Here is a 26,350-nt window from a genome sequence, read left to right on the forward strand (position 1 = left end):
TCCGATGTACCAATGGCTTCACAATCGTAATAGGATCCTCACCTGTTAAATATCGCTGAACGTCTCCTTTATCTTCAATAAAATGAGCGAATTGTTCATTCGTTTCAGCATATTTATCCAAATAGAATTTTTTGAAATTGACTTTACATCAAAATGTTTTCAGAAATAATTATTAAACTTTCTTCATACTCTAAACCTATTAAAAATTCACTTTCAAGTATTTTGATCTTATCTATTGTTTCAAATATGTTTGTACAATTAATGTTCATCAATTATACCAATCATTATGATTTCTGAATACAGAGCAACGTGATTTCCTATTAGCTGATTGTTGATTATCTCTTTCGCTTATACATTTTACTAGTTAACATTGGCCGAATGTAAAAATAATAAGGATACAGAAATTTTTTCTAATGCTAAATTTCTGTATCCTTAATATGTAATATTTACGAACCTCTGGAACAAAAGTAACATCCAGATGTCAATGATTCGCTTTTACAACGTGTTAAAATTAAATAGTTCATCTGTCTCTACTATCTCTAACAGGTAATGTTGGATTTGAATATCATTTTTATTCGAACCAATGTGTTGGTCGAGAAAGCAAGATTGGTATTTTTGTACTTGCATCGCCCTTCGCCGAATTAATCTGTACTTGAGTGAGAAAGATACTCCCTGTCAGGTCCGCCCCCCTTATGTCAGCATCCCTTAAATCAGCACCGATAAAATCAGCGAATCTCAAGTCCGCATATTGAAGATCAGCAGCAATGAGATATGCCCCTCTCAAGTTGGCTCCTTTGAGATCTGCCCCTCTAAGGTTTGCCCCCATAAGATCTGCCCCTCTATGGTCGATCTTCCGCCTATTTATAGAGCTCTTATATTGGAGAAGTGACTCTTTCCGTACTAGTTCACTTGTCTTTAAAAGTAAAGTGTTCACTTCTTTCCGATGTAATGGAATATCTAGATCAATGAGTGAATCAGCACGAAGCTTTGTAAGTTGTTCCGTTTTGTCGAGAGCAAAGTGCAGCTCACTGTGAATCAGTCGAGATGCTTTCAACGTCAGTGCTTCGGTCAGATACCAGAGCATCTCATGAAGTTGTTGCATAATTGGAAACACATCAAACATTTTCTTTGCTATATCTGTATCTTTTCTCCAATTGATCCCTTCAAAAGTGACATTTGAAACTTTTTGTCCTGCTCCGAAGCAATCAAATACAGTACACCCTTTATATCCGTGCTGTCTCAGGCTTTTGTGAATACTACAACTATAGTCTGATTTTAAATTAGTACAAGGTTTACCAGCGTCCTTATCCATCGCAAAATCTGCTGAAGCAGCAAAGGGTAACGCTACACAACACAAGCCAAAGCAGTTTTCACAGTCAGCACGAAGATAATTGTGACTATTGTGACTATTGTGACTATTGTGGCTTATTGTATTTCTATCATTATCATTCTCAAACAACACGGGCACATCCTTTGAATTTTCATTACTATTTCTATATGAATATAAATCTTGTAAACAAGTGCTTTCCAATTTTATTATATTATCACTGTGTTAATTTACTGTCAATTATTGTTATTTTAGAAAATTTTATAAAAGCATCTTACGGGAAATCAAAAAGGTCACATTAACATGTATTGTTCTTTTTCCCATTAGTGCACTTGTGTTCGGAACATATACTTTCTTATTTTAAAAAATTAAGTTCATTCGAATTGACTGATATAATTAATTCCTATATTTCCTTTTCATTTCATTTATTCCTTTCAAACTTCTGTGGGTTAATTACGGGTGGTTTTATGGGTGTGAAAATAGTGGTGAATTAACCTTTTATACAAAGAAACTATACTCTCTAAATGTTGAATTTGAAGGAAAAACCCATAGAAAATATCTCTACGGGTTACTTTGTTTTGACATGATACTGCAACTTCAAATTTTTTAACAAAAAAGACCGTAACTATGCGAAGCAAGTCAGAAAAAAAGGAGTCTATTTATTGTATGATTGTATAGCACCTGTAAACCTTCCCTGTCAAGGATTGGATCTGATTATAACAGATTAATTTGGAGAAATATTGATCTACTTGCCGCCATAACACCACAAGATAAATACCTTGTGTTTACGGTTTTAACAGGTTTTCTATATAATTGCTCTTCAATTTTTCAAAATAGAAATCATAAAATTTATAAATCCATCCTATTTAAAATTTCTTTTAATTGTATTAACTCATCCTTAGAAAGTGTAATTCCTTTACCCATCTTTTCATTGTCTTGATCCCAGTCACGCAAATCATATTTTGGATCACGCCCATTCCAGCTTATAAGGTTCAGCTCCTTTTTCCAACCCTTTGCTCCTTCAGAAATTGTTCCTAGCTTTTCTTGTATTTCAAATTTTATATTTGCCAAAATCTACATCTCCTCTTTTTTTTATTTCTACAACTATAATAAATCATTCATTGGTAGTTTGGCCAAGCATAATAAAACCTATTTTAGGGAGAGTAACATCATGCACAGCTTTCAATACGGGAAAACCACATTTAATTACTCAGTGGAATACATACAAGCTACCACCAGCCGGATTTGATTCATACAAACAATTTTTTATAAAAAAGCTCCCTCGATCATAAAGAGAATTTATGAACTTGAAGAAGTCGTCGTAGATCCAGCTTCTCCAAAGGAGATTGTCAGTGATGAGAAATTTGCATATCTTGGGCGACATTATCGATTAAAAGTACTTAAAAAATGTGGGGAAATTGTGCGTTTGTTTATTCAAAAGACTAAGAAGAATATTATGTTTACAAAAATAAAAACCCTCAACACCAGAAGTGTCAAGGGTTATACTTATTAATACATTGACATGTATTGTTCTCTTTCCCATGGGTGTACTTGTGTACGGAACATATCCCACTCAATTTCTTTTGCTTCAATGAAATGCTCAAATAAGTGCTCACCTAATGCAGCTTTCATTGTGCTGTCTGCTTTTAATAAATCCAATGCTTGTGCAAGAGTAGCTGGTAGATCAACAATTCCATTTTCTACGCGTTCTTCTTTTGTCATTACATAGATGTTACGATCGATTGGTTTTGGTGCTTCAAGACCATTTTTGATTCCTTCTAGTCCAGCTGCTAAAAGAACACTCATTGCTAAGTATGGGTTTGCAGCAGGATCAACGCTACGTACTTCAACACGAGTACTTAAGCCGCGTGAAGCAGGAATACGAATTAATGGACTTCTGTTTTGTGCAGACCAAGCAACATAACATGGTGCTTCATAGCCTGGTACAAGACGTTTATATGAGTTAACTGTTGGATTTGTTACTGCAGTAAATGATGGTGCATGTTTGATAATCCCTGCAATAAATTGTCTTGCTGTATCACTTAATTGTAAATCAGCACTAGTATCCAAGAATGCATTCTCACCATTACGGAATAAAGATAAGTTCATGTGCATACCTGAACCATTTACACCAAATAGTGGTTTTGGCATGAATGTCGCGTGTAAACCATGTTTACGAGCAATTGTTTTAACAACTAGTTTAAATGTTTGAATATCATCACATGCTTTAATTGCACCAGCATATTTAAAATCAATTTCATGTTGACCAGGTGCCACCTCATGGTGTGATGCTTCAATTTCAAAGCCCATTTCTTCCAGCTCTAACACGATATCACGACGGCAGTTTTCACCTAAATCAGTTGGTGCTAAGTCAAAGTAACCGCCATTATCGTTAAGCTCTAATGTTGGTTCGCCTTTTTCATCTAATTTAAATAAGAAGAATTCTGGCTCAGGTCCTAAGTTAAAATCAGTAAATCCAAGCTCTTCCATTTCTCCTAAGATGCGGCGAAGATTGTTACGTGGATCACCAGCAAATGGAGTTCCATCTGGATTATAAATGTCACAGATAAAACGAGCTACTTTACCTTTTTCAGCTGTCCAAGGGAAGATTACGAAAGTATCTAGATCTGGATAAAGATACATATCAGATTCTTCAATACGTACGAAGCCTTCAATTGAAGATCCGTCAAACATCATTTTGTTGTCTAATGCCTTATCAAGTTGGCTTACAGGGATTTCAACGTTTTTAATTGTCCCTAAAATATCTGTAAATTGTAAACGGATATACTTAACATTGTTATCTTTAACTAAGCTTATAATATCTTCTCTTGAATATTTAGCCATTGAAAAAATTCTCCTCTCTTGTGTGAAAAAAGTATATTTATATTTAATTTATTACATATACTCATTGGAAAAATCTTGACATGTCCCCGTGTCTTAATGAAGGACGATTACGGCCGGCTTGCATTAATTCTGATTTCAAAAGCTTACGAAGCTCAGCATCTGTAAGATCTGGTTTTTCAACAGTTTTAGTTTGCTCTTGTTGATCGACATTATGTGTCGTTTCTTTACGAGAAAAAATTTGTTTAATCCCTGCAAGATTTACCCCTTGTTCAATTAATGAGCGAATTTCTAATAACTTATCGACATCATTAAATGAAAAAACTCTTCGGTTGGTTTCTGTTCTCGCTGGAAAAATCAATTCATTTTCTTCGTAATATCGAATTTGTCTTGCAGAAAGTTCTGTTAGCTGCATAACAATTCCAATTGGAAAGAGGGGCATTGAGCGTCGAATATTATCACTCATGTTGTTGGCTCCTTTTTTTATCTATATTCATTATATATTATGTAATATTATCTGTCAAGAATATGGTAGAATTTATAACATAGAAAAAGTTTATTTACTAGTTAGCTATTTACTGAGATTAATCCTTGATCAATTAATGAATCAATAGCCGTACAAATGGCAATTTTAACATGTGAATATGTTAGTCCGCCTTGAACATAAGCAACATATGGTGCTCTTAGCGGTCCATCTGCAGAAAGTTCTATACTTGCGCCTTGAATAAATGTACCCGCTGCCATTATAACATCATCTTCATAGCCAGGCATATAATTAGGGTATGGTGTAACATGTGAATTAATTGGTGACGCATATTGAATTGCTTGGCAAAAGGCCACCATTAGCTTTGGATCATCAAATTGAACTGATTGAATCAAATCTGTCCTTACACTATTCCATAGTGGGTTTGTTTTTAAGCCAAGTACTTCTAAAAATGCAGCTGTGAATATTGCACCTTTTAATGCTTGTCCGACTACATGCGGTGCTAAGAAAAAGCCCTGGTACATTTCCTGTAAACTAAAAAGTGACGCACCTGCTTCAGCACCAATCCCTGGAGATGTCATCCGATAGGAACAAGCTTCAACTAAAGGTTGTTTTCCTACAATATATCCTCCAGTTTTAGCGATACCTCCGCCTGGATTTTTTATTAAAGATCCAGCCATTAAATCTGCGCCTACATGACACGGTTCTAGTTCCTCAACAAATTCACCATAACAATTATCTACAAAGACAACAACATCATCTTTTAGAGTTTTAACATAACTGATCATTTCTTGAATCTCAGCAATTGTGAAAGAAGGACGTGTTGCATATCCTTTTGAACGTTGGATTCCAATCATTTTCGTTTTTGAAGAAATAGCATTTTTCACAGCGTTGAAATCGATTGTACCATTATCTTGCAGATTTACGGTTTTATAATCAATCTGAAATTCCTTTAATGATCCTACTCCGTTTCCACGAATTCCGACTATTTCTTCAAGAGTATCGTATGGCTTTCCTGTTATATAAACAAGTTCATCACCAGGTCTTAATATACCAAATAATGCAATTGAAATCGCATGCGTTCCAGAAATAATTTGGGGTCTTACCAACCCTGCCTCACCACCGAATACTTCAGCGTATATAGCCTCTAATGTATCTCTGCCTATATCGTCATATCCATAACCAGTAGTTGGAATGAAATGGGAATCACTTACACGATGCTTTTGAAAACTTCTCAAAACGCGAAATTGATTTGCTTCACTTTGTCTCTCTATATTATCAAGTATATCTTTAATCTGCTCTTCTATTTTTTTGACTATTGGGGCAAGAGTTCTCCCGTGTTTTAAATAATTAAACATATCCTTTACCTCTTTTAACCTCTTTTAGTATACTTCTCTAGTTGTCCTTTGACTGAATGGGTAGGTAAAACAAACCCGTCAATTTCATATGTTTCCTCATCCTCATTAAAATCTAAATTGTGAATTAATGATTCGGTTTTTAGCAGAGAAATGATTCTTCCTTCACTTGCAGGTACTGTCACACTATAGTTCTCCATAATTTCTATTGCGAATTTTTCTATTTTGCTCATTAATTTTTCTAAATCTTCAATTGAGAAAGCAGAGATGCTTATATAATCCTCATTAGGTGAAGGAACAAAAGAATTTGGTGTTTTATCTCTTTTATTGTAAACAGTAAGAATCGGAATATCTGTTACCTCCAACTGCTTAAGTAGCTGATAAACAGTTTGTTCATGGTTTGAATAATCCAAATTTGAACTATCTACTATATGGAGTATTAAATTAGCTTCTTTCACTTCCTCTAACGTTGAACGAAATGACGCGACTAGAGTTGTTGGAAGATCCTGAATAAATCCAACTGTATCAGTAAGCAACGCTTGGTAGTTTGAAGGCAATACTACTTTTCTCGTCATTGGATCAAGGGTTGCAAACAATAAGTCTTCTTCAAAGCTCCCAGCTGTTGTTAATCGATTAAAAATCGTTGATTTACCTGCGTTTGTATAGCCAACAAGTGCAATTTGAAACGCCTGATTTTTTTTACGGCGCTCCCTATAACGATTTCGGTGGCTTACAATCGTTGAAAGCTGCTGCTTAATTTCATGAATCCGATTACGGATATGTCTTCGATCAGTTTCTAGTTGTGTCTCACCAGGACCTCTAGTACCAATTCCCCCGCCTTGTCGTGATAAAGAGATCCCTTGGCCTGATAGTCTTGGCAACAAGTATTGGAGTTGTGCTAATTCAACCTGTAGTTTACCTTCTTTAGATTTCGCACGACCTGCAAAGATATCTAATATTAATTGTGTGCGGTCAATGATTCTCACATTTAAAGTTGAAGATAAATTACGCATTTGACTAGGTGAAAGCTCATCATTAAATATTATGATGTCAGGATCTAGCTCTTCGACAAGATTCAATAGTTCTTCGACTTTCCCTTTTCCTATATATGTAGCAGGATGCGGCCTGTCTCTTTTTTGGATCATGTTTATTAATACTTCACCATTTGCCGTTTTCGTTAATGAAGCGAGTTCTTCCATTGAGTATTGAAAATGATCATCAAGCATCGTTTGAAGTTGACAACCAACTAATATGACTTTTTCCTTTAAAACATCAATTGTATGATTCAATAAAAAATCCTTCCTTTTCGCTAATTTGCCAATATTATCATATCAAACATTTTGATATTTCACTAATTATTTCTTACTATTTCTTACTTTTCATCAAAATATGATTGAACCATTTTTATCACCTTTCTTACAAAAAAATATTATCCTTCACAATTATCATTGACCTTTTTAAAAATGGACTTTAAAATCAATTTCAGTAATTAGATTGATTGAACTTGAAGGAGATTTGACTATGACTTGGGAAGTTTTGAGTATTATTGGAACTTTTGCATTTGCCATTAGTGGTGCAATTGTTGCTATGGAAGAAGAATATGATATTTTAGGTGTATATATTTTAGGAATTGTTACCGCTTTTGGAGGTGGGGCGATACGAAACCTCCTTATAGGAGTACCTGTCACTGCTTTATGGGACCAAGGTTTATTGTTTCAAATTGCCCTTTTTGCCATGACAATTATTTTCCTTTTCCCTGACAAGTTACTAAAGCATTGGAATAAATGGGGGAATATTACGGATGCGATTGGTCTTTCAGCATTTGCTATTCAAGGTGCACTTTATGCAGTTGAAATGGGACATCCAACAAGTGCAGTTGTCGTTGCAGCAGTACTAACAGGCAGTGGTGGTGGACTTGTACGGGATTTACTTGCAGGTCGAAAACCATTAGTTTTACGAGCTGAGATTTACGCTTTTTGGGCAATCATTGCTGGTTTACTTATAGGATTTGAGCTTGTAAAACAACCTATCGAACTCTATATCTTATTCATTGGAATCGTTGTATTAAGAGTCCTCTCCTATACATTCAATTGGAGATTACCGATTAGAAGCCTGCATTCGACTACTAAAAATCAAATGATGTAATGATAAACAAAAGCTTGTCATCTTACTCTTATATAACATATAAACAGGAGGACCTTACAAACTATCTACTATAAGTTCCTCTTGTTTACCTTTAAATTAGAGAAAAACAACAGTTTTTGCCTCTCTCCGTGTTATGTCACTTTATGTATCAGCTAATTTTTTGCAGAATTTGTCTTGATTGATTTACTTTACATTTAACATATGTGTGAGTAGTATCAAATAATTCAGCGACAAATAAAGTTGCTCCATAATATGTTTTGTCATTCAACATTTCATTACTAACTATATAATCATAGATTGTTGCTTCTATATCATTGAAGAATGGTAAAAGTAATTTATTATTTGTTAAAATTTGATAAAGCTGAGTAATTAGGATAGGGCTTTTCTCAAACCTATGATGCAAATCGATCATCTTATTCTCGTTAAGTGACAAATCATTTTCAACAAGATATTTAAGCTCTTCTAAAAATTCTTTATTATCACTCATGCTAATCACTCCTTTGATACTAATATTTTAACATTACAGCACTATTTTTGTAAGCGGTTCCATAAATAATTTCTATAGCTTTTTACGATCAAATTTAACGAGTTTAATGCTTTTTACTGATTGATTTTTTTATACACATTGAATAATTCATCTCACCCTAAGAAATGATTCACCGAAAATTTAGTAAATGAATAAATTAAGAAGAATGCTCCTTTCTGAAAGGTGTGAATGAATGTATGAAATGGAAAAACTATGGATTATGGGTCTCAATTGCATCGCTTCTATATATGATATTTAAAGATTTTGGTTTGGAAATCGACTTAACAGCATGGCAAACATATGTGACAGCCATTCTCGGTATTTTAGTTTCTTTAGGGATCATTTCAAATCCTGAAAACGGCAAAGGTTATTTCAATGCAAAAGTTCCACCGAGTATACCTGGAAATTCCGCACCAGAACAAGCTAACTTACCTTCAGAAGAAACAGAAGTATATAATGAAACAAATTCTGCACTTAATCAAACGGAAGTCACTCCGCCTTTATCTCTAGAAGAAGAAATTGTTCATGATCGTATGTATACTCCTTATGAAAAATAAATTTTAAAAAGGCTGAAAAATTTTCAGCCTCTTTGACTTAAACGGTTTTTTCTTATTTAATTATTCCAACTGTATGATTTTCACACTCTACAAATGCCAATGATTGACAGTAATTGTTATATCCCTTTACTTCTCTAATAACATACTTTAATTTTAATCCCTTCTCTTCTACATGTTTTAACTGTTCTGTTTCTAGTTTGTCAGATGGTTTAGCTAATAAAAGAATAAGAAAAAAAGATACCTAATTATACAACAAATAATACTAGACCGACCGCTTTCATCATGACCTTCAGAACATTCAATATGATATATCTTGTAAGCCGGTAGAATCAAAAAAGAGCAAGGGAATATCTAGGAAATAAATAAACTAATTCAAATAGGACTAACCATAGTAGTTAGTCCTTTTCTTTATTACTTTTTTTCATCAGATAAGTCTAAATCCTGACCTTTAATCGTCAATAGATCTTCCCGATTATATCGATCGGTGAGCAATAATCGCATGGCTTGGGAACGAATTGATTTCTCGATTATATTTCGAACATACCTGCCATTACTAAATTTTGATGGATGTGTCATTACTTTTACAGCCATTAAATGTTCTTTGAGTTTGACAGCTGCTTCATCATTAAATCGATATTCTCTTTCAGACATCATTCTATTTGCAATTTCTATAAGATCCTCAACAGAATAATCTGGAAAATCAACAACCAATGGAAATCTAGATAATAAGCCAGGATTAAGTGATAAAAAGTTATCCATTTCCCGAGGATACCCTGCAAGAATCAACACAAAGTCATGTTGTTTATCTTCCATATGCTTTACTAATGTATCAATTGCTTCTTTACCGAAATCTTTTTCACCACCTCTTGCAAGTGAATAAGCTTCATCAATGAATAATATTCCTCCAAGAGATTTTTTAATTAAATCTCTCGTTTTTTGAGCAGTATGACCAATATATTCACCAACTAGATCTGCTCGCTCTGCTTCAATAAGATGGCCTTTCGATAATACATTCATTTGAAAAAACAACTTTCCAACTAATCGAGCAACTGTTGTTTTTCCTGTACCTGGATTGCCCTTAAACATCATATGAAGAGCTTGTTTCCCTACCTTTAACCCTTGTTCTTCACGTTTTTTATTGATAAATATCCAAGCATAGATCTCCTTTATCATTCGTTTCATTTCATTCATTCCTACTAGCGAGCTCATTTCGTTCTCAATTTCTTTTAGAATGATATGTTTTCCTTCCACTTTTGGAATTTTCAAATCAAAGGAAGAGGCCTTATCTTTTTCATCGAATTTTTCCTTAGATTGATTATTTAAGATGATATTAATCTGTCCATTTGTTTTATATGTGACAGCTTGATCTCTTTCCATAGATGTTCACCCCAAATCTCTGACTATTGATATGTAGGCTTAAAATGATTGCATCATTATAAGCCTAAAAATGAACATTCATCTTGTACAACTCTACATGTTTTTACAAATTATTGACGAAAACACTTGAAAACTGTTGATATTTGCGCTTTCCCAAGAAATATTCATTCCTTTATTTATATTCATTTCTTAAAAAATTACAACCGTTTGAAGATAAAAACTAAAAAACAAACGGAGCTGATAGAAGATCAGCTCCGTTTTAACTTTGAATGTAAACTATTCTAATTCCAATTGGATATTTTTCTGCGGGGAAAAAGTTGAAATTGCATGCTTATATATTAGCTGTTGCTTACCTTCCGTTTCTAAAAGAACTGTGAAATTATCGAAGCCCTTCACAAGTCCTCTTAATTGAAATCCATTTAATAGAAACACAGTGACAAATGTACCATCCTTGCGTAATTGGTTTAAAAATTGATCTTGAATGTTGATTGATTGTTTCATGTTTCGTCCTCCTCTTTTCTCTATACCTATATAATTCGCTTAAAACTAAAGCTTTCCTGCAATGTATGTAAATATTTCATCAACCATATTATTATAGTTAATTGGTGGCGTCATATCAAACCAATTAACATCCATTTTATTGCGGAACCATGTTAATTGACGTTTCGCATATCTTCGTGAATTTTGCTTCAGCTGATTTATGGCATCATCAAATGTGATCTTTCCATCAAAATAGTCATAGATCTCTTTGTAGCCTATTGCTTGAATTGATTGTGTGTTGCGAATTCCTTTATCGTATAACCACTTAACTTCTTCGAACAGTCCTTGCGCTACCATAATGTCCACTCTTTTGTTTATACGTTCATAGAGTATGTCACGATCCATCGTTAATCCAACTAAAGCTACATCATAAAGTAATTCTTGTTCCTGGCTGCTTATGTATTCAGACATCGGTTTATTCGTACAATGAAAAACCTCAAGCGCACGAATCACTCTTCTACTATTGTTTGGATGAATTTTACTTGCCGATTCAGGATCGATTTTCTCAAGCATTTCATGTATTGCATGTTCACCCTTTTCTTTTAACACCAATTCCATATTAGATCTAAATTCAGGATCAGATGGATTCTCTGTAAATTGATAATTATATAATACAGATTGGATATATAATCCAGTTCCTCCAACAATCATAGGTGTCTTAGACTGATTGCTAATTTCATCAATTAAGGGTCGGACTCTATGTTGAAATTCAGCGACAGAAAAGTCTTCATCAGGATTTTTAATATCAAGTAAGTGATGCTTAATCCCTTCCATTTCAGCTTCGGTTATTTTCGCTGTACCGATGTCCATTCCTTTGTAAATCTGCATTGAGTCACCACTAATTATTTCTCCATTTAGTCGATGTGCTAAATCAATACTAAGTTTCGTTTTCCCAACTGCTGTTGGACCAATGATGACGACGAGTTTCCTTTTTTTCAAATACAATCACTCTTTCACACCAGATAAATACTACGTTCATCATCTTACCATGTGAACATCGTGAACACCAGAATATTGTACCCTTTTTTATACAATTGTAAACATTTTACCTTCTAACAAATTTAAGTTTACATAATATATTTATCGGAAATTAATACACCTTACTTTAGTTTATTTGCATGTAATAATTCCTTTTGCCTTACTCCTTTTTTTGACAGATAATTATTTTTCCAACCAGCATATAGAAAATAATATCCAGATAAGATCGTGATAACATCATTAACTTTATCCTCAGGAATTGTTTGATAGCCCAATGTATTTAACACAGTATTCACAACAGCAACAATTAGAAGTGTAAAACGAACAATGCTTGGAATATCCAAATTAATGCCTCCTCTATATCTCTCTTTTTTTCAAATCATCTCTTATATCTTATATTCACCCCTTCTATAGCTAGACTTATTTTTAAAACAATTAAATTGTGGAATGAATCCAGCAAAATAAAAAGCCCTCAGCTGAGGACTAGAGTTTGTCTCTTTGATTTTTCACTCGGTCGATAAGCCTAATATAATTAATTAACAAATCATAGGGCCATATTAACGTTGTAAGGATGATCTCATGACGCTTTAACTCTTTCACTTTATAGACTGAATACACAATACCAATCATCATATAAATTAAAAGTTCAAGCATATTGATGTTCCTTTCCTTTTTTCCCATTGTATTCAGTTACCTGAAATGGGTTCATAAGGATATAAACCTTGATAAATACTTGAATTTATCACAATTCATTTAGAAATAAGCATAGACATTCAACATGTCAATAATTAAATGAAACAAAAAACCACCCAAATAAAGCTAGCAGCAGCTAAGGGTGGCTTCTTACTGTTAATTTTTTTGCATGAGTTTCTTCCTTTGACTGTTCTTTTATTAGAACTCCTCCAATTAGACCAATGACTGAAAAGATCACTGGAATAATAAAACCGTATAGATAACCAACACTGCTTTCTGCAGATTGAAAATGGTCCAATACTTTTCCAAAAATGATCGGTAAAAGAACAGCACTTAAAAAACCTCCCATATTCGCAAACCCCGAGGCAACACCGACCTCTTTTATATCAAATGACTTACGTACAAATGCAAATGTTAAGGCACTCGCTCCATTTCCATATCCAATCAATAAAAAAAGAAAAATAAGAATAAAAAATGGTGGTTTCCCGCTAAATAAAAGAAAAGCAGTCCAACTTATTAAAATTAGCAAATGAACAAAAATATACGGTTTTTTGATTGAATGTAAGCGACTTGAAATCCAACTAGTTAAAGGAGCACCAATGATTGCTCCAATGAGACCAATCATGATAAATTGGCTTGCAACGGAAAGTGACATATCATATACATGCATTCCATATGGTACTGCCCATGAACCGATGAATCCTACATACGTACCAACTGCGCCAAAGTGACAGAAAAACGCTGCCCATGCTTGACGATTAGAAAAAATTCTTTTTAATATTATCATCGGTTTTTCGCGATTTTTCTCCATCTTATTAGAAGATGAATTCGTAACAGAACTGTTTTTTATCATCCGTTTTGTATTTTTAACAAGTACAAAATAAAGAAGAATTCCACACAGGCATAAAATAATTCCAGTCGTAAAAAAGGACGCTCTCCACCCCGTTATCGCAATCCATAAAGAAAAAGGTACAGTTGCCAATAAAAACCCAAGACTACCAGTCATTCCGGCCATACCGAGTAATTTAATAAATTCATTTCCTTTAAACCATTGGCTTAAAATTAAAACTAAATTCACCCAAATCGTCGCATCACCTGTTCCGACTATTAATCTTGCAAAAAGGAGAAAGGACTCATTAGGTGCAAGACTATAAATTATTGTACCTAAACCAGTAAGGAATGTGCCTACAATAAGAAAGAAATTTGGACCATAACGATCAGACAAAATTCCGATCGGAACTTGCAAACCTGCATATGCAAAAAATTGTATACTTGTTAATAAACCAATAGTTGCTGCAGTAACGTTGAAATCTTTCATCAATTGGTCAGAAATTAATCCCGGTGCAGTTCTTTGGCTTACAATAATAAAATATGTGAACAATACTGTGGCAAAAACAACCCATCTGTATTTGCTATTTTGTTTATCCATCTGTCTGCACTCCTGTTCCATAAGTATCGATTCTTATTATACTCTTTATTAACATAGATGAATTTATTATTTAGGAAGGAGGGCAGAAAAATTCCTTTATTTTCAGGACACCTAAACTAAATTAAAAAAGTGTTTTTAATTAACTTGAACCAATATACAATCCTTCTATTAAATATCACCCATCAACAGCTGATTTATGATGCTGAAAACTTATTTTGATTTCGCATCTCATTCAGATCATCGTTTAATATTGTGATTTTCTCATCTATATATTTTTTTATCAACAAATCTAACTTAATTGAATAATTAATATAATCTCTATTAACTGGACCTTTTTTCGAATACAATTCGTTTACAGTTGTTTTTAGATTATATATTTCCAATAATAGATTCATGTTTTCACTTTGAACATGATCAATTGCTTTCATCTTTGTACACCTCATAAGCTTTCATATTTGATTTTGAAAATGATGATTTGACTTGATAATTAAATTCACTGATGTACATATCAATTCTTCCAAAACCTATACGATAGTAACATAGTCAAATTTTTGTGAGAATATGATGAGGAAAAGTAAAAAAATTTAGAAAAATCTTGCGGATTATTAATATAATTCTTTATTTTTATAGTTAGTAGATAAAATTAGAGTTTATGTTGAAAATTAAAGCCTTTAATTTCTTCTTTTATTTTTATTAATAAATATTATTTTATTTCTATAGTAATGAATATAAAAATAAAAATCTTCAGAATAGTGAACTATTTTATCAATTCCCTCCCGACATGATTATCATACTTAATTAAACGTTTGTTTAAAAATCGAATAAATAGTCTTTCATCATTGAAACGACATATCAATAATAAAAATTTAATTAACATTTTAATAGAAGTAATAACTTAGACTCGAATTCTTTCCTTTACTGCAGAAAAAGGTCAGTTTACGCGCTTACCCAGGAAATTTAATTCCTTATAGATGCGATTTATATGTGTTTTCACATGAACCAAAACTATAAAACCTGAGCATGAGTTCAGCCCCCTCATTCATTTCACTTAACAACTGAACAGGAGATGTGGTTACTTTTGTTGTATGTTATTATGATTTAATTATATTGTCTTATTTCTTAATATTTTTGTAATGGAGCTATCATGTATTTTATGTATGATTATCTACATAACACAATGTAAGGAGTAAATTCACATCATGAAAGTACTAAAATCTATTGTATGCTTTTTTCGCAGATATCATAAATACGATTATTTCACTGAAAAATGTATTGATTGTGGTAGAAAAAAACATGCTTAAATCCTTCTTCATTTTGTAATTGAACCAGGGATTATCCACATAATAAGGAGTTCTTAGCTGAAGACTTTTTTTATGTGTTTTTTTAAAGATAAAATTTATGATATGGTGCTCACCATCTATAGTTGGATAATTGTGACTCAATTTATTTTAGCTGTCATTCTCTGAAATTCTGCTGAACTGCTTGATCAAGGTCTATATTGGATATGTTGTCGTCCAATGAAATTTCCCACTCTTCTAGTAAATGGTGAATGCAAAAGGGCCAATGATGATTCTTCAAATCGTATAGAGTCCAGATAAAGTCTTTCACAATCATGTGATAACACCTCGATATGAGAATTTTTTTCACCTTGGGTCATTGTTTTTTAGGTTATTCAAGGATAAGTCTTTGTTGCTCCTCAATCTTTCCTGTATACTCGTTGTGATTCACTGCGATGGTTCCATCTAGACCATTTCGGAATTTCAAAACAATGATTTCTAGTGTTTGATTCTGAGAGTCCTTGTCATAATACGCTTCACGATACAAGAACAAAATGTCATCGGCGTCCTGTTCAACACTGCCTGATTCTCGGATATCTGACATCATCGGCCGTTTATTGGCTCTTGATTCCACCGATCGATTTAGCTGCACAAAACATTGACTGGACAATGAAAATCCTTTGCCATCGTATTGAGAGATTTCGATATTTCAGTAACCTGTAAATGGGAATTCCCTCCGTAAAGCTCACCAGAACGGATGAGTGTTAAGTAATCGATATAAAGAATTGGTTTTTTGTTTGGAAATTGATTCATCAATTTTCGCGTTTTTGCTCTCATCTCAGCAACCGTTTGTTCAGCACATCAAAAATTTGCATATGCGTTTCATTGAGATCATCAATCACATCCGACCATTTATTCTGTTGATTTATTTAGCATTCTTTTCGGGTCCCGCATTTTTCTACGGTTATAGCCCCCTGTCGAAGCAATTAATCGTTTGGTGATCAGCTTTTCAGGCATTTCCAAGGAAAAGACGAGCGGCAAATATCCAGCCCAACCGGACACCTTTGCAAAATGAAGCATGACGTCGGTTTTTCCCATCTATGGTCTTGCGGCTAGGATTGTCACTTCCCCATCCTGAAAACCTCCTGTCACTTCGTCGAGCTTTTTGATACCTGTTGTTGCACTTTTTAAGATTGTTTGATCTTCCCAGGGTGCCTCATAGATAGCTGACAATGCTTGTTGTATGGACATATGATCATCCATCTTCATTTGGTTAATGTTATCCAATTCAGTAATGACTTTCGTGATTTCCCAATCATTCACAGCTGCAACTCTTAAAATGATTTTCTTTTCCCGTTCCTTACAAAGATCGAGAACGAGCTTTCCACCATTCTTCGCATTAATTCTTTATGCCTTGTTCCTTCCAGATGCTGGGGTTGTATAACGGTATCCTTGAGCAGGTACTCTGCCTTCATCAAGGTACCAAGGAACGCTTTTTCGGCAATACTCACCAATCCTCACCTGCTGATAGATCAAGGTTAACTTCATCTGGAATTGCTCTTCCAGCAGGAAATGATTCGGTTGAATGCTTATTCTTAGGAACGGACTTTTGGTTCTCATGATAAGAGTCAATTTCGCGGGCTGTCAGTAATGATTCATTTTCCCAGTTTTTCAGAATCCCCACGACATAATTAAGCTTTCGCTTGTTATTCGCACAGGCAATCGCCATCGCTTTTAAGATGACTTCTTTTGGCTGTAAAAAGCTAGAATTCTCTAACCAGGATAACAGCTGCTGTTTGCCATTCATGTTTGAAAGACCAAATCCATTGTGATCCCAAAACTCAACAATTTCTTTCACATCTTGTGTTTGATCCTCTATTTCTAGATTGTTCTCTACACTTGGTTGTTGTCTAAGTACCTTATCACCAGGTATAAAAGGATCGTCAACTTCATCACTCTCATTATCTGGATATGTATCATCATCAGCTTGATGGCTAATTTCCTTCTCTACATCATGTTTACAAAAAGATTCATATAGACTGCGAATTTCCTCTTTCGTAATGGCTTCGGCAACGTATGAAATAAGCGAAGTATCCTCGACATCTTTTAATTCCGTTTTCATACAATCCATAACAGGCTTCCCGCCCTTCTGCAGGTTATCTTTCCCCCAGTTTTTAATCGCGAGTTCTCTTGTGATCGGATTGTAACGAATCAGTTTGTGATGTTCAATGAATCGTTCCATTAATGATTGAACAGTCTCAATCGAATACCCCAAATCAAATGCCATTTGTTTCTTCGTCATTCGATAGATTCCAATTTGAGTTGTATTTGAATTTGTAAGAAGATAAAGGTAAAAATACTTATCCTCAGGGGTCATCTCTTCTAAAGCAATCGGATTCTTCCAAAAATCAGTACGCACCATACGATATTTTGCCATTTTCAACCACTATCCTTTCATCTTAGAAAATTCTTTTCATGGACTATATAGGGAAAATGAGACGAAAAGTAGCGGATTGAAATGTGAACATTTTGTGACAACACTATTCTGTGTTACTATTAATCTCCTGTTAAGCAAAAAAAGATTTGGTTGATGTACTCATTTTCAAAATAAAAAACGTTCCTCACAATGTGTAAGAAACGTTTGATTTCTAAATTCAGTTACGGTTGGACATTCCAAAAGGGAACAACTACTACTTTCACATCGATTGTTTTTTGTATATGTGATTGACCCTCTACTTCTTGATTATTCTCTATACTTGGGTTAAAAGCTTTTTCTTTTTGTTGTTGTTTTTCTTTTTGTTTTTCTTTTTGCCCACGTATCGTAGAACGACGCATGAAAGGATTAACTACTTCAACACATTCGGTTTCTGGATTCTGTCATTTTATCCTATTTTATATCTCGCCTATCCCCACACGCTTTTCTTTCCATTCTGAATACTCTTTTTAAATGTATAGACACGCAAACTTCGCTATCCCAATCATATTCTTTGAAAAGTGAAAGCTTGATTCGGATGGAAGAATCATCAAAAGATGAATTTGAGCTTTTGGACGCTTCATATATCTGCTTTTGATTAACAAACTCTAAAGTATGTTAAATTAATTTATTATCTAAAAGATTTTTTGTCCACTATACATGTAGTTCCTTAGTAAAATAGATACTCACTTAATAGCAACGATAAAAATCCCACAAATACGACGTATGGTGAACCTAATTCTGAAATAAATAATCCACCTACAGCCGCACCAATTGTTGTTCCTAAGTTCAACTATCCTTCCCTATTGTTTATGTGAAACCTTTTCAATCAAATCGGATTTGAATTCAATTTTGGTTCTTTGTTAAATGAAAAAAGCACATCTCTTATTATAGAAATGCGCCCTTAAATTGAGCAATACTCTGTTTTATAACTGATTGAAAAGAAAATTATTGATTATCTTCTTTTATCAGGGTATTTAAGAAAGCTCTAAGGGGCCTTCATACAAATCATCATAAAAAGTTCTTTTCTGCATTAAAAAAGTAATTTCCAAGTGAAGATTATTATTCAATGCTTTTTAATTAAAACGTTATTTCTATTCTCGAAAAGATATTGGAACCAATATAATAAAAATGCCTTTGAAAAGAAATAAAGGAAAAATTGGAAATTATTAAAACGAACTAGGGTATAATATTTTACTTTTTTCGCTAACATTGAGTATGGAAATGCAAAGAAAGCATCTACTAATGCATTGATAAAAATAAACTTTTTAAAATTACCGTATGCTATCTTAAGAGTCCACAATGAGATAAAAATAAACGGACCAGAATTAAAAGGTAATTCACCAAATAAAAAGGAGTTTGGCTTATTGTAAAAAACCCACCATTTACGTTTTTTTCCAGTTCACGCATGAATTACTTCTATAACAACAATTATGAGTGTTGCAGGAAAAAATCTTATTACGAATACCTAGAATGGGTAATGACAACCACGATAGTACCACCATTAGGATATCACCATTGATTTTTTAATGACATATTAAAAACCTCACTTTTTTATTAGGGTTCTAGTATGGCAAATATACATGATATTAAAGAGTTTGTAATTAAAGATATCCCAAAAGATCAAATAATACTGAATATATACAAATTGAATAACACAGCTTTTTATTTTTAAACTAAATGGCCCTAAAATAAAAAATAAGCGCTTATTCCAGGATAGCGCCCAATTGTATAAGATAATTTATGTTGTCTTATTGAATAAAAAAACACCAGTTCGTATTATTAAGTCATCCAGATATTTCTAGCGGCTGACTATCAATTTTTCATTTTTTACGAAATCGAGAATTTAAAAAGCCCCTTTCGAATACCAATCTAATAATAAACCACAACATATATTATTATATTTTATTACTCTTACTCATAAAGAATAAGTAGAAAAAATATAAGGGGCTAGATTTAATGAGAACAAGATACAGAAGATGGTCAGAATATCCTTACCAAGGAGAGCAAACCCCACCAAAAGCTTATCCAGCGCCAGCGTATTTTCCAATGTTTTTTATTATTAGACAAAGAAACAATGAATTCCTAGATCCCTTTCGGCAGCGTATTAATTGGCAAATTAAAAATCCTATTGAGGTTGATTGGGGAAAAGAGTTAACTATTGTAGAACAAACATTATCATCCATAAAGCCTCAACAAATACACATCGCACAATACTGGGGGACGGTCGAAGCAACTCAGAATATGACTCCTATGATTTTCAGTTTAGCCAAAAAATATAGACTAGGATCACCGCATATTGCCAGAGCACTCGGATATTTTCACGCTGCTGTTAATGATGCCTTTGTTATGTCGTGGTATTTTAAATATCTTTGGGATGTGGCACGTCCAAATCAATATGGCAGAAACCTATCTACTGTGTTAACTACACCGCGTTTTCCATCCTACCCTTCTTCACACGCCACTGTTGCAGGATGTGCAGAATCGGTATTAAGTTATTTCTTTCCACCAGAAGCATCAGAAATAAAAAACACAATGGAAGAATGCGCAATATCACGCTTGTACGCTGGCGTACATTTTAAAGTAGATAATGATGAAGGGTTGAGATTAGGCAGGCAAATCGGGGGTATGGTTGTATGTTTATTGAAGGTACAAAATCTCATTCGATAGTATAAAAAACTCTGTAATTTAGGTTTTATTTGTTAAATGATAATGAACCTAAAACAGCTAATAAAAAACTTAAATTAAAATAAAATGATGTAGTTTTAGCTTCATTTAAAGGGGTTGTTCAACAATCTGGCCAGATTATTAAATAATATTGTTGGTATATAAGGAATAAAACACAAAAATCCTGTATAAATCAATACAGGATTTCGATCAAACTTTTATTATAATTTATCATTTTTTAAAACCCTAAGCCTCTTTTATAAATGAGAAAACTTAATTTTATATCTAGGCAACCTAATCTCTTTTATTTCCCGAATTGAAACCAGATTGCATTGCATTTCAGTTCAATCTATTAGAACAATTGGCAATAAATATAGATCTGCTAAATACTTAGAATAAATGATTATTCAAGAAGATGTAAACCATGTTGTTGAATCCTATTTTTGATTTTTTCATGACCAACCTGAGTTTCGTCGTATATAATCTTTACTTCACCATCATCGATATCCACCAAAGCTCTATCAATGCCATTCATTTGCATAAGAATAGTTTCTAAAGTTTGAATCGGTTGCTCTTTTGTTGCTTCTTTAATAAAAAGTGTTATTTCCTGCAATTTTGTCCCTTCCTTCCAAACGTTTTTTCTTTGAGATTCATGACTACAATACTCTTGTTTTATGTTACCCTTTATTTTAAGAAGTATTTATATATCGTTGATAAAGCAATGTTCGTACATGCTCAAGTAAGCTTGATGAGTAGTATAAAAAAGTGAGGGGGATGCAATCTTTTATCAAATTAGACTTGGCCCAATAACGAAAAAGACCAGTTCCTAAAAAAACGTGACCTTTTCTTGAATAAGCAAGAAGTTCCTATTTAGCTGGTATTTTGAAAGATCATTTATGTTTTCTTTTTAAAGAAAGGATATTGATACTTATTAATCTCTTATTTCCATTACCAAAGTATCAAATAATTTACCATCAATATAAACCAAAAGTGCCCATTTCCCTGCTTCTGGTAGTACGACATTCGAAGGCATACTTCCATCAGCTCCGTTAACTTTACCACCGACACCATTCCTAGCCCATACTCCATCACTTAAAACTGGATGTATATTGGAAGTGCTTTGGTTATAACCAACGACTGTCATCTCCCCTTTATCAATCCCCCAAAAGTGCCACAACCACTTTTCCACTTCATTTGGTTTTAATTCTGGTCCTATTATGCCAAGTTTATTTTTGTTTCCAACCATATCACTTCGTGTACCTGTGTCAAATTCGGTAACTGTTCTATCCCAATCTACTTTTTCAAAGTCTTTTTCCGTTACAAAACTTGGAATATCTTTAGGTAAATTTATGGAACTGCTTTTATTATCAACCTTGGTTGAATCACAACCGGTAATAACTATAAAAAAGAATAAAGTTAAAAATATGTACATATTCCTCACAAAATTCCTCCTGTTGTTTTGGACATTACTGTATATTTCGTTAGATTGTATAAATTCCCCTTTAATTTCATTCAACCTTTACCGATACTTGAAGTAGAAAAGTGCGAATCGTTTGGATTAAGGAATCGCGCCCTATGCTGGAATACCGGATTCTGTTATCAGGTATATGAAGATGAAGCTTAGTATAGCTCACCTTTTGTTAATATAATTGCTTTTCCGCCTACCATAACTCTTGGATTATTTTTATTAATTAATTTTGTAATGATAGAAGAAGGTCTGCCCATACTATACCCTTGAAGGAAAGAGTACTCTTGATTAAATTTATTTAATACGTGGTAATTAAAAAGATAATATGTTAAGGCCCCATTCGAAGTACCTGTCGCGGCTTCCTCATCAATACCATAGAGTGGGCAAAAGTTTCTACTCTCTGCTATTCCTTCTTTTGTGTCAAGTGTAAATGCATGGACTCCTCCCACTAAATTATTCCTTGTATATTCAGCAAGTACTTTAAAATCAGGATTTAGAGCATACAAAGCATCCTTCGTTTTTATTGGAAGCATGATATCCCAAAGACCAGTGCTTGCAGCTTGAGGAACTAGATTGAAGTTTATATTTCCTATTTGGCTTTTATCAATTTTAAAAAGGTCAGATAAATAATCATAATCATCAAATATTTTTCCTAGCTTTGGTTCAGCTTGCTCCATCATTATAAATGATTGATTCAGCTCAACAGAAAGTGTACCAGCAAGTGTTTTCATAAAATATGTATTATTATCTTCAACTGCATAGCTGTCCAATAGGGCCTTGAAGGATGCAATGGTAGCATGTCCACAAAGTCCAACCTGTGAAGTTGGTGTGAAAAACTTTATTTCAAAATTTTTATTGTCTATTTTTTTGATAAATGCTGTTTCTGAAAAGCGAACTTCTGCAGCAAATTTCTGCATAAACTCTTCGTCTAAATTTTCATGGATTACTACGCCTGCTGGATTCCCGCCAAATTTTGTTTCTGTAAATGCATCAATTACATAATATAACAATTCTAATTCTCTCCTATTAAGTAATTTCAAAAAATGTCTCTTTTGCTTAACTTAATCATTTCAGTTTGCCGGCATTTTAGCAATTGTTAATCTGGTCCGATTGCGGAATAAAGAAATAGTACTATGCCCTAGTTTAGAGATTAGTCTACTTAACCATTAATTTTTTATTGCAGATAAGTATAGTAAATTCAGAAACTACAAATAAAAAAGGATACCATCGGTGATAAACCAATGTGATATGAAAGAAATCAATAGTAATAATGGAATCCAGTTCAATTGTTAATGTACTATAATTATTAGAGACTGATAGGAGGTGGTTTCAAAAGGTCGCAAATTGTGACTTTTAATGAGACAGCCTTCTTTCATTTTGTTTAATTTAAGAAAATAGTAATGTGAAGAAAATGCTCTTTTGCTTTTTTTAGTTTTTTAACATCCGATAAATCATTTACTGTGTAACCACAGAATAAAAAAACTTTCCTTAAGATCTAAAGCAGGGTTAACCCTGCTGGTTTCACTTCAAGCAATGTTCAATTCGTTCTTTTAGATTCAAACAAAATCCCTAACAATTCAAAAAAGACAAACGTGTGTCTGCCTATCTTATCTAACAGTCTGCTGTTTCCCATTAACTTTAATAATAATTGAGTATTTATCGTGTCCTTCAAATGTTCCTTGTATAGGAATTCCTTTTGTTAATATTATTTTTACTTCTTTCTTGCTGTTTTTTATCTCTTCTAGACAATCCCCTTGTAAATTCAATAATTGTCTCCCTTATTATCTCAATTTCCAATATTTATTTAATTATAGAATAAAAGACTAATAGAATGTATCTATTACTTTACATAAAAAACGTTCCTCATTTATCGTTGAAAAACTGCATAAAAAATAGCGATTGCGCCTTTAATGATTCCGGTGCAAATCGCTATTATGATGGCACCAGTGATGGTGGTTTTTATCGAAGTTATTTTATCATCAATTTTATTTAGCTTCTCATTCATATTCATAATCTGATGATCATTCAGATGTGAAGTTCTTTCAAGAGTAGCAACCCGTTGCTCTAAATTCTTCACGTCAGTTTTTAATTCAGCCCCATGAGTTCATTTCCTGTTGAACCTCCACAGTTTGTAACATTGCTCACTCCTCCCCCTTTTAACATTTTTGTTCACCTCTTTAAAGGCAAAATAAAAAGCCCTCATTGAGGACTTATTGAATTGTGTCGTTTTAAAAATTTAAAAAAGAGAAATAGATTAATTCGGATGCTCTTTTTTCATTTCATTATTCACCAAGTTTTGTGTTGAATCTTGAGTCGTTTCTTTAACATTTTCAATGGCGTTCTGTACATAATAAGTGGCAGATTGAGCTCCATTCTTAAATATCTTCGTTTTGTCTTCATATGCATTGTTAATGTTTTGATCATTATCAGTCATCGTACTACCTCCAAATATCGATTCACAATTTATATTGTCATCGATATCAAAATTCTATTCATTTCTTAAACATTTAAAAATTACTTTATTGTATTTTTCTTCAAAATTAAAAAATAATAATACTTTGCAAAGTATGCAGCTCCACAACAATAGAATTTCAATCAGAATAATTATCTAAGTTTAATTTTTTACGTATAAATGCAATGAAAAGTAATATTATCGGGAAAATAATTTGTAAAGGAACATGGAAATAAGGAACAAAATATTCCAGTCCTAATTCTAGATGCCTAGTAAAATTTGATGCAATTAATAATGATAAAGGAGTTATAATGGTCCCCAGAGCGAGTAAAACCGATTTCATATCATTTATCTTTAATAATTGTGAGATTGCAACTGCAGCTCCGAATGCCCAGCCACCAATCTTAAAAAATACTCCTACTACCATCATTAATATAATCAAAGCATCAAAACGTTCCAGGAAATCAGCAATTGACACTAACCGAGTTGCAGTAAGAAGAGGAAATAAATCCTTTTTGTAAATTCCAGGACCTAATACAGATAAAGTTATAACGATATTAGCTGTTAGCAATAACCCCGTAATTAAAATTACCGCCATGCCTACTTTTCTGACATTTTTTCTATTATTTAAAAAAGGAAAAAACATCATAATGATAAAAGCTTCTCCAAATGGAAAGTTTATTGTAACTGGAAATACTTCTTTCAATATTGGTTTTAAACCATATCCTAAAACGGGCGTTAAATTCTTAATATTGAATTGACCTGTACTAAAAATTAAAAACCAAACCACCACAGTTGCTAAAATATAAATTGGTAAAATCACTTCTCCCATTCTACCAAAAGTTTCAAGTCCACCCCGAAGACAATACATCATTAACACCATAAAACTTCCGATAATAACTACTAAGGGGGTATCAACTAAGATTGTTGAGACGATCAGAACCCCAAAATCACGACAGGCTCTTGCCGCAGAATAAATGAAATGTAATATATAAATTATAATTAAGGGATAAGATAAATATTTTCCAATAATTTTAGGTATCATCTGAACTAAAGTATCATCCGGGTAATAAACAGATAATTGCGTATAAACACCCATTAATATCATGCCGGTCAACATACTAATTAAAATAACTAACCATGCATCCTGCTTAGCTTCTGCACCTATCCCAATAATCATTGTTGTTCCTAACTCGAATCCGAATATGATATAAAAGAGTTGAAGTGCACTTATGTTTTGTTTTTGCATAATCGTCTCCCAAGGAAATTCCATTTTTTTCTTATCATTACCTTGTCCGACTACGTTATTCATACCTTTAAGCAATAAGGAATGTTGTCCACTCGTTAAACATATCCATAAACGTTTATTTATCTGTATTCATAACTATTTATAACGTGTTGTATCTACAAATGCTGTATAAATTACTCGCCACTTATGCACACTCTCTGCGATTCTTTCCCAACAATTCTCACAGATCCAACCACTAAAATATCCACAGTATTGTATTGGACTTCCTTATCACAGCACTCACATGTACCATTTTTATCACCAGTCTGCATTATGCTTACCTCAAAAATAAAAAGCACTCAATATATGAGCACTTCTTCTGCCGTATTGCTTCATTCATTTCTTCATTCATCTTGTCTATTCTCATTTATCGTTAAGGGAAATAAAAAATGCCCTACGCATTGTACGACTCTCTTGTGATTTTCTCATATTGAAATAATGTTATACCGTTTAGGGAGCAATAAATGTGGTCG

At 33.2% G+C, this 26,350-nt stretch carries 27 protein-coding genes and 2 pseudogenes; 3 read left to right on the plus strand and 26 right to left on the minus strand.

From position 1 onward, the window contains the following. Window positions 1-571 precede the first annotated feature (571 nt). From GMB29_RS14340 to hflX, 6 genes are all read right to left on the minus strand, one after another. Window positions 572-1,459 carry a pentapeptide repeat-containing protein gene (locus GMB29_RS14340; protein ID WP_227551343.1) on the minus strand — a complete coding sequence of 296 codons (888 nt, stop codon included), beginning with the start codon at window positions 1,457-1,459 and terminating at the stop codon, window positions 572-574. A gap of 717 nt (window positions 1,460-2,176) precedes the next feature. Next, window positions 2,177-2,398: a YdbC family protein gene (locus GMB29_RS14345; protein WP_136354687.1), complete on the minus strand. Its 222-nt coding sequence runs from the start codon at window positions 2,396-2,398 to the stop codon at window positions 2,177-2,179. A gap of 438 nt (window positions 2,399-2,836) precedes the next feature. After that, a complete protein-coding gene (gene glnA / locus GMB29_RS14355) occupies window positions 2,837-4,171 on the minus strand; it encodes a type I glutamate--ammonia ligase (RefSeq protein ID WP_136354688.1) in 1,335 nt (444 codons plus the stop codon). A gap of 61 nt (window positions 4,172-4,232) precedes the next feature. Continuing rightward, window positions 4,233-4,634 (minus strand): MerR family transcriptional regulator, encoded by a 402-nt coding sequence (locus GMB29_RS14360; RefSeq protein WP_136354690.1) that lies wholly within the window; start codon window positions 4,632-4,634, stop codon window positions 4,233-4,235. 101 nt (window positions 4,635-4,735) lie between these two features. Continuing rightward, on the minus strand, window positions 4,736-6,010 hold the full coding sequence (locus GMB29_RS14365) for a methionine gamma-lyase family protein (RefSeq protein WP_136354692.1): 1,275 nt from the start codon (window positions 6,008-6,010) through the stop codon (window positions 4,736-4,738). A 14-nt stretch (window positions 6,011-6,024) separates the two neighbouring features. Beyond that, entirely contained in the window at window positions 6,025-7,296 is a 1,272-nt protein-coding gene (hflX, locus tag GMB29_RS14370; RefSeq protein ID WP_227551347.1) for a GTPase HflX, read from the minus strand. A gap of 232 nt (window positions 7,297-7,528) precedes the next feature. Here hflX and GMB29_RS14375 point away from each other — a divergent pair, with 232 nt between their 5' ends. After that, window positions 7,529-8,152 carry a trimeric intracellular cation channel family protein gene (locus GMB29_RS14375; RefSeq protein ID WP_136354694.1) on the plus strand — a complete coding sequence of 208 codons (624 nt, stop codon included), beginning with the start codon at window positions 7,529-7,531 and terminating at the stop codon, window positions 8,150-8,152. Window positions 8,153-8,300: 148 nt separating this feature from the next. Here the strand turns inward: GMB29_RS14375 and GMB29_RS14380 are convergent, their stop codons facing one another. Continuing rightward, entirely contained in the window at window positions 8,301-8,639 is a 339-nt protein-coding gene (locus GMB29_RS14380; RefSeq protein ID WP_136354696.1) for a hypothetical protein, read from the minus strand. A gap of 236 nt (window positions 8,640-8,875) precedes the next feature. Here GMB29_RS14380 and GMB29_RS27045 point away from each other — a divergent pair, with 236 nt between their 5' ends. Beyond that, window positions 8,876-9,235: a hypothetical protein gene (locus GMB29_RS27045; RefSeq protein ID WP_196305187.1), complete on the plus strand. Its 360-nt coding sequence runs from the start codon at window positions 8,876-8,878 to the stop codon at window positions 9,233-9,235. Between the two features lie 411 nt (window positions 9,236-9,646). Here GMB29_RS27045 and spoVK read toward each other — a convergent pair whose 3' ends face one another. From spoVK to GMB29_RS27725, 12 genes and pseudogenes are all read right to left on the minus strand, one after another. After that, the gene (gene spoVK / locus GMB29_RS14390; protein ID WP_136354698.1) at window positions 9,647-10,612 is read right to left on the minus strand and encodes a stage V sporulation protein K; all 966 of its coding nucleotides are present in this window, start codon (window positions 10,610-10,612) and stop codon (window positions 9,647-9,649) included. Between the two features lie 276 nt (window positions 10,613-10,888). Further along, on the minus strand, window positions 10,889-11,113 hold the full coding sequence (gene hfq, locus GMB29_RS14395; protein ID WP_136354700.1) for an RNA chaperone Hfq: 225 nt from the start codon (window positions 11,111-11,113) through the stop codon (window positions 10,889-10,891). 45 nt (window positions 11,114-11,158) lie between these two features. Next, on the minus strand, window positions 11,159-12,097 hold the full coding sequence (miaA, locus tag GMB29_RS14400) for a tRNA (adenosine(37)-N6)-dimethylallyltransferase MiaA (RefSeq protein ID WP_319941360.1): 939 nt from the start codon (window positions 12,095-12,097) through the stop codon (window positions 11,159-11,161). Between the two features lie 155 nt (window positions 12,098-12,252). Beyond that, window positions 12,253-12,474, minus strand: a complete 222-nt coding sequence (locus GMB29_RS14405) for a phage holin (RefSeq protein ID WP_227551349.1) — start codon at window positions 12,472-12,474, stop codon at window positions 12,253-12,255. A 485-nt stretch (window positions 12,475-12,959) separates the two neighbouring features. Then, the gene (locus GMB29_RS14410) at window positions 12,960-14,252 is read right to left on the minus strand and encodes an MFS transporter (protein ID WP_136354706.1); all 1,293 of its coding nucleotides are present in this window, start codon (window positions 14,250-14,252) and stop codon (window positions 12,960-12,962) included. Between the two features lie 194 nt (window positions 14,253-14,446). After that, window positions 14,447-14,680, minus strand: a complete 234-nt coding sequence (locus GMB29_RS14415; RefSeq protein WP_136354707.1) for a hypothetical protein — start codon at window positions 14,678-14,680, stop codon at window positions 14,447-14,449. Between the two features lie 1,240 nt (window positions 14,681-15,920). Beyond that, a pseudogene (locus GMB29_RS28100) lies at window positions 15,921-16,366 on the minus strand (DnaB-like helicase C-terminal domain-containing protein). 75 nt (window positions 16,367-16,441) lie between these two features. Then, complete coding sequence (locus tag GMB29_RS27865; protein WP_227551351.1) at window positions 16,442-16,627, minus strand: P-loop NTPase family protein; 186 nt, start codon at window positions 16,625-16,627, stop codon at window positions 16,442-16,444. Then, entirely contained in the window at window positions 16,628-16,852 is a 225-nt protein-coding gene (locus GMB29_RS27455; RefSeq protein WP_227551353.1) for a hypothetical protein, read from the minus strand. Window positions 16,853-17,036: 184 nt separating this feature from the next. Beyond that, window positions 17,037-17,966: a DnaD domain-containing protein gene (locus GMB29_RS14425; protein ID WP_227551356.1), complete on the minus strand. Its 930-nt coding sequence runs from the start codon at window positions 17,964-17,966 to the stop codon at window positions 17,037-17,039. A gap of 221 nt (window positions 17,967-18,187) precedes the next feature. Beyond that, the gene (locus tag GMB29_RS14430; protein ID WP_155443899.1) at window positions 18,188-18,364 is read right to left on the minus strand and encodes a hypothetical protein; all 177 of its coding nucleotides are present in this window, start codon (window positions 18,362-18,364) and stop codon (window positions 18,188-18,190) included. 308 nt (window positions 18,365-18,672) lie between these two features. After that, window positions 18,673-18,795 carry a hypothetical protein gene (locus GMB29_RS27725; protein WP_264766578.1) on the minus strand — a complete coding sequence of 41 codons (123 nt, stop codon included), beginning with the start codon at window positions 18,793-18,795 and terminating at the stop codon, window positions 18,673-18,675. Window positions 18,796-19,961: 1,166 nt separating this feature from the next. Between GMB29_RS27725 and GMB29_RS14435 the strand changes: the two genes are divergently transcribed. Continuing rightward, window positions 19,962-20,672, plus strand: coding sequence for a vanadium-dependent haloperoxidase (locus GMB29_RS14435; protein WP_136354709.1), 711 nt, complete (start codon window positions 19,962-19,964; stop codon window positions 20,670-20,672). A 400-nt stretch (window positions 20,673-21,072) separates the two neighbouring features. Here GMB29_RS14435 and GMB29_RS14440 read toward each other — a convergent pair whose 3' ends face one another. The 7 genes and pseudogenes from GMB29_RS14440 to GMB29_RS14470 all read right to left on the minus strand — a co-directional run bounded on the left by GMB29_RS14440 (window position 21,073) and on the right by GMB29_RS14470 (window position 25,838). Next, window positions 21,073-21,282, minus strand: coding sequence for a heavy-metal-associated domain-containing protein (locus GMB29_RS14440; RefSeq protein WP_136354711.1), 210 nt, complete (start codon window positions 21,280-21,282; stop codon window positions 21,073-21,075). 318 nt (window positions 21,283-21,600) lie between these two features. Beyond that, window positions 21,601-22,110 (minus strand): DUF4871 domain-containing protein, encoded by a 510-nt coding sequence (locus tag GMB29_RS14445; protein ID WP_136354713.1) that lies wholly within the window; start codon window positions 22,108-22,110, stop codon window positions 21,601-21,603. Between the two features lie 179 nt (window positions 22,111-22,289). Continuing rightward, window positions 22,290-23,147 (minus strand): PhzF family phenazine biosynthesis protein, encoded by an 858-nt coding sequence (locus GMB29_RS14450; RefSeq protein ID WP_136354715.1) that lies wholly within the window; start codon window positions 23,145-23,147, stop codon window positions 22,290-22,292. A 597-nt stretch (window positions 23,148-23,744) separates the two neighbouring features. Then, a complete protein-coding gene (locus tag GMB29_RS14455) occupies window positions 23,745-23,903 on the minus strand; it encodes an RNA chaperone Hfq (protein ID WP_136354717.1) in 159 nt (52 codons plus the stop codon). A gap of 101 nt (window positions 23,904-24,004) precedes the next feature. After that, window positions 24,005-24,229: pseudogene (locus GMB29_RS14460) on the minus strand (hemolysin XhlA family protein); the annotation flags it as partial. Window positions 24,230-24,391: 162 nt separating this feature from the next. Further along, window positions 24,392-24,571 (minus strand): hypothetical protein, encoded by a 180-nt coding sequence (locus GMB29_RS14465; protein WP_136354721.1) that lies wholly within the window; start codon window positions 24,569-24,571, stop codon window positions 24,392-24,394. 157 nt (window positions 24,572-24,728) lie between these two features. Continuing rightward, window positions 24,729-25,838, minus strand: a complete 1,110-nt coding sequence (locus GMB29_RS14470) for a GerAB/ArcD/ProY family transporter (RefSeq protein ID WP_196305188.1) — start codon at window positions 25,836-25,838, stop codon at window positions 24,729-24,731. Between the last annotated feature and the right edge of the window lie 512 nt (window positions 25,839-26,350).

The organism is Metabacillus sediminilitoris, from assembly GCF_009720625.1.
Taxonomy (GTDB): Bacteria; Bacillota; Bacilli; order Bacillales; family Bacillaceae; genus Metabacillus; species Metabacillus sediminilitoris.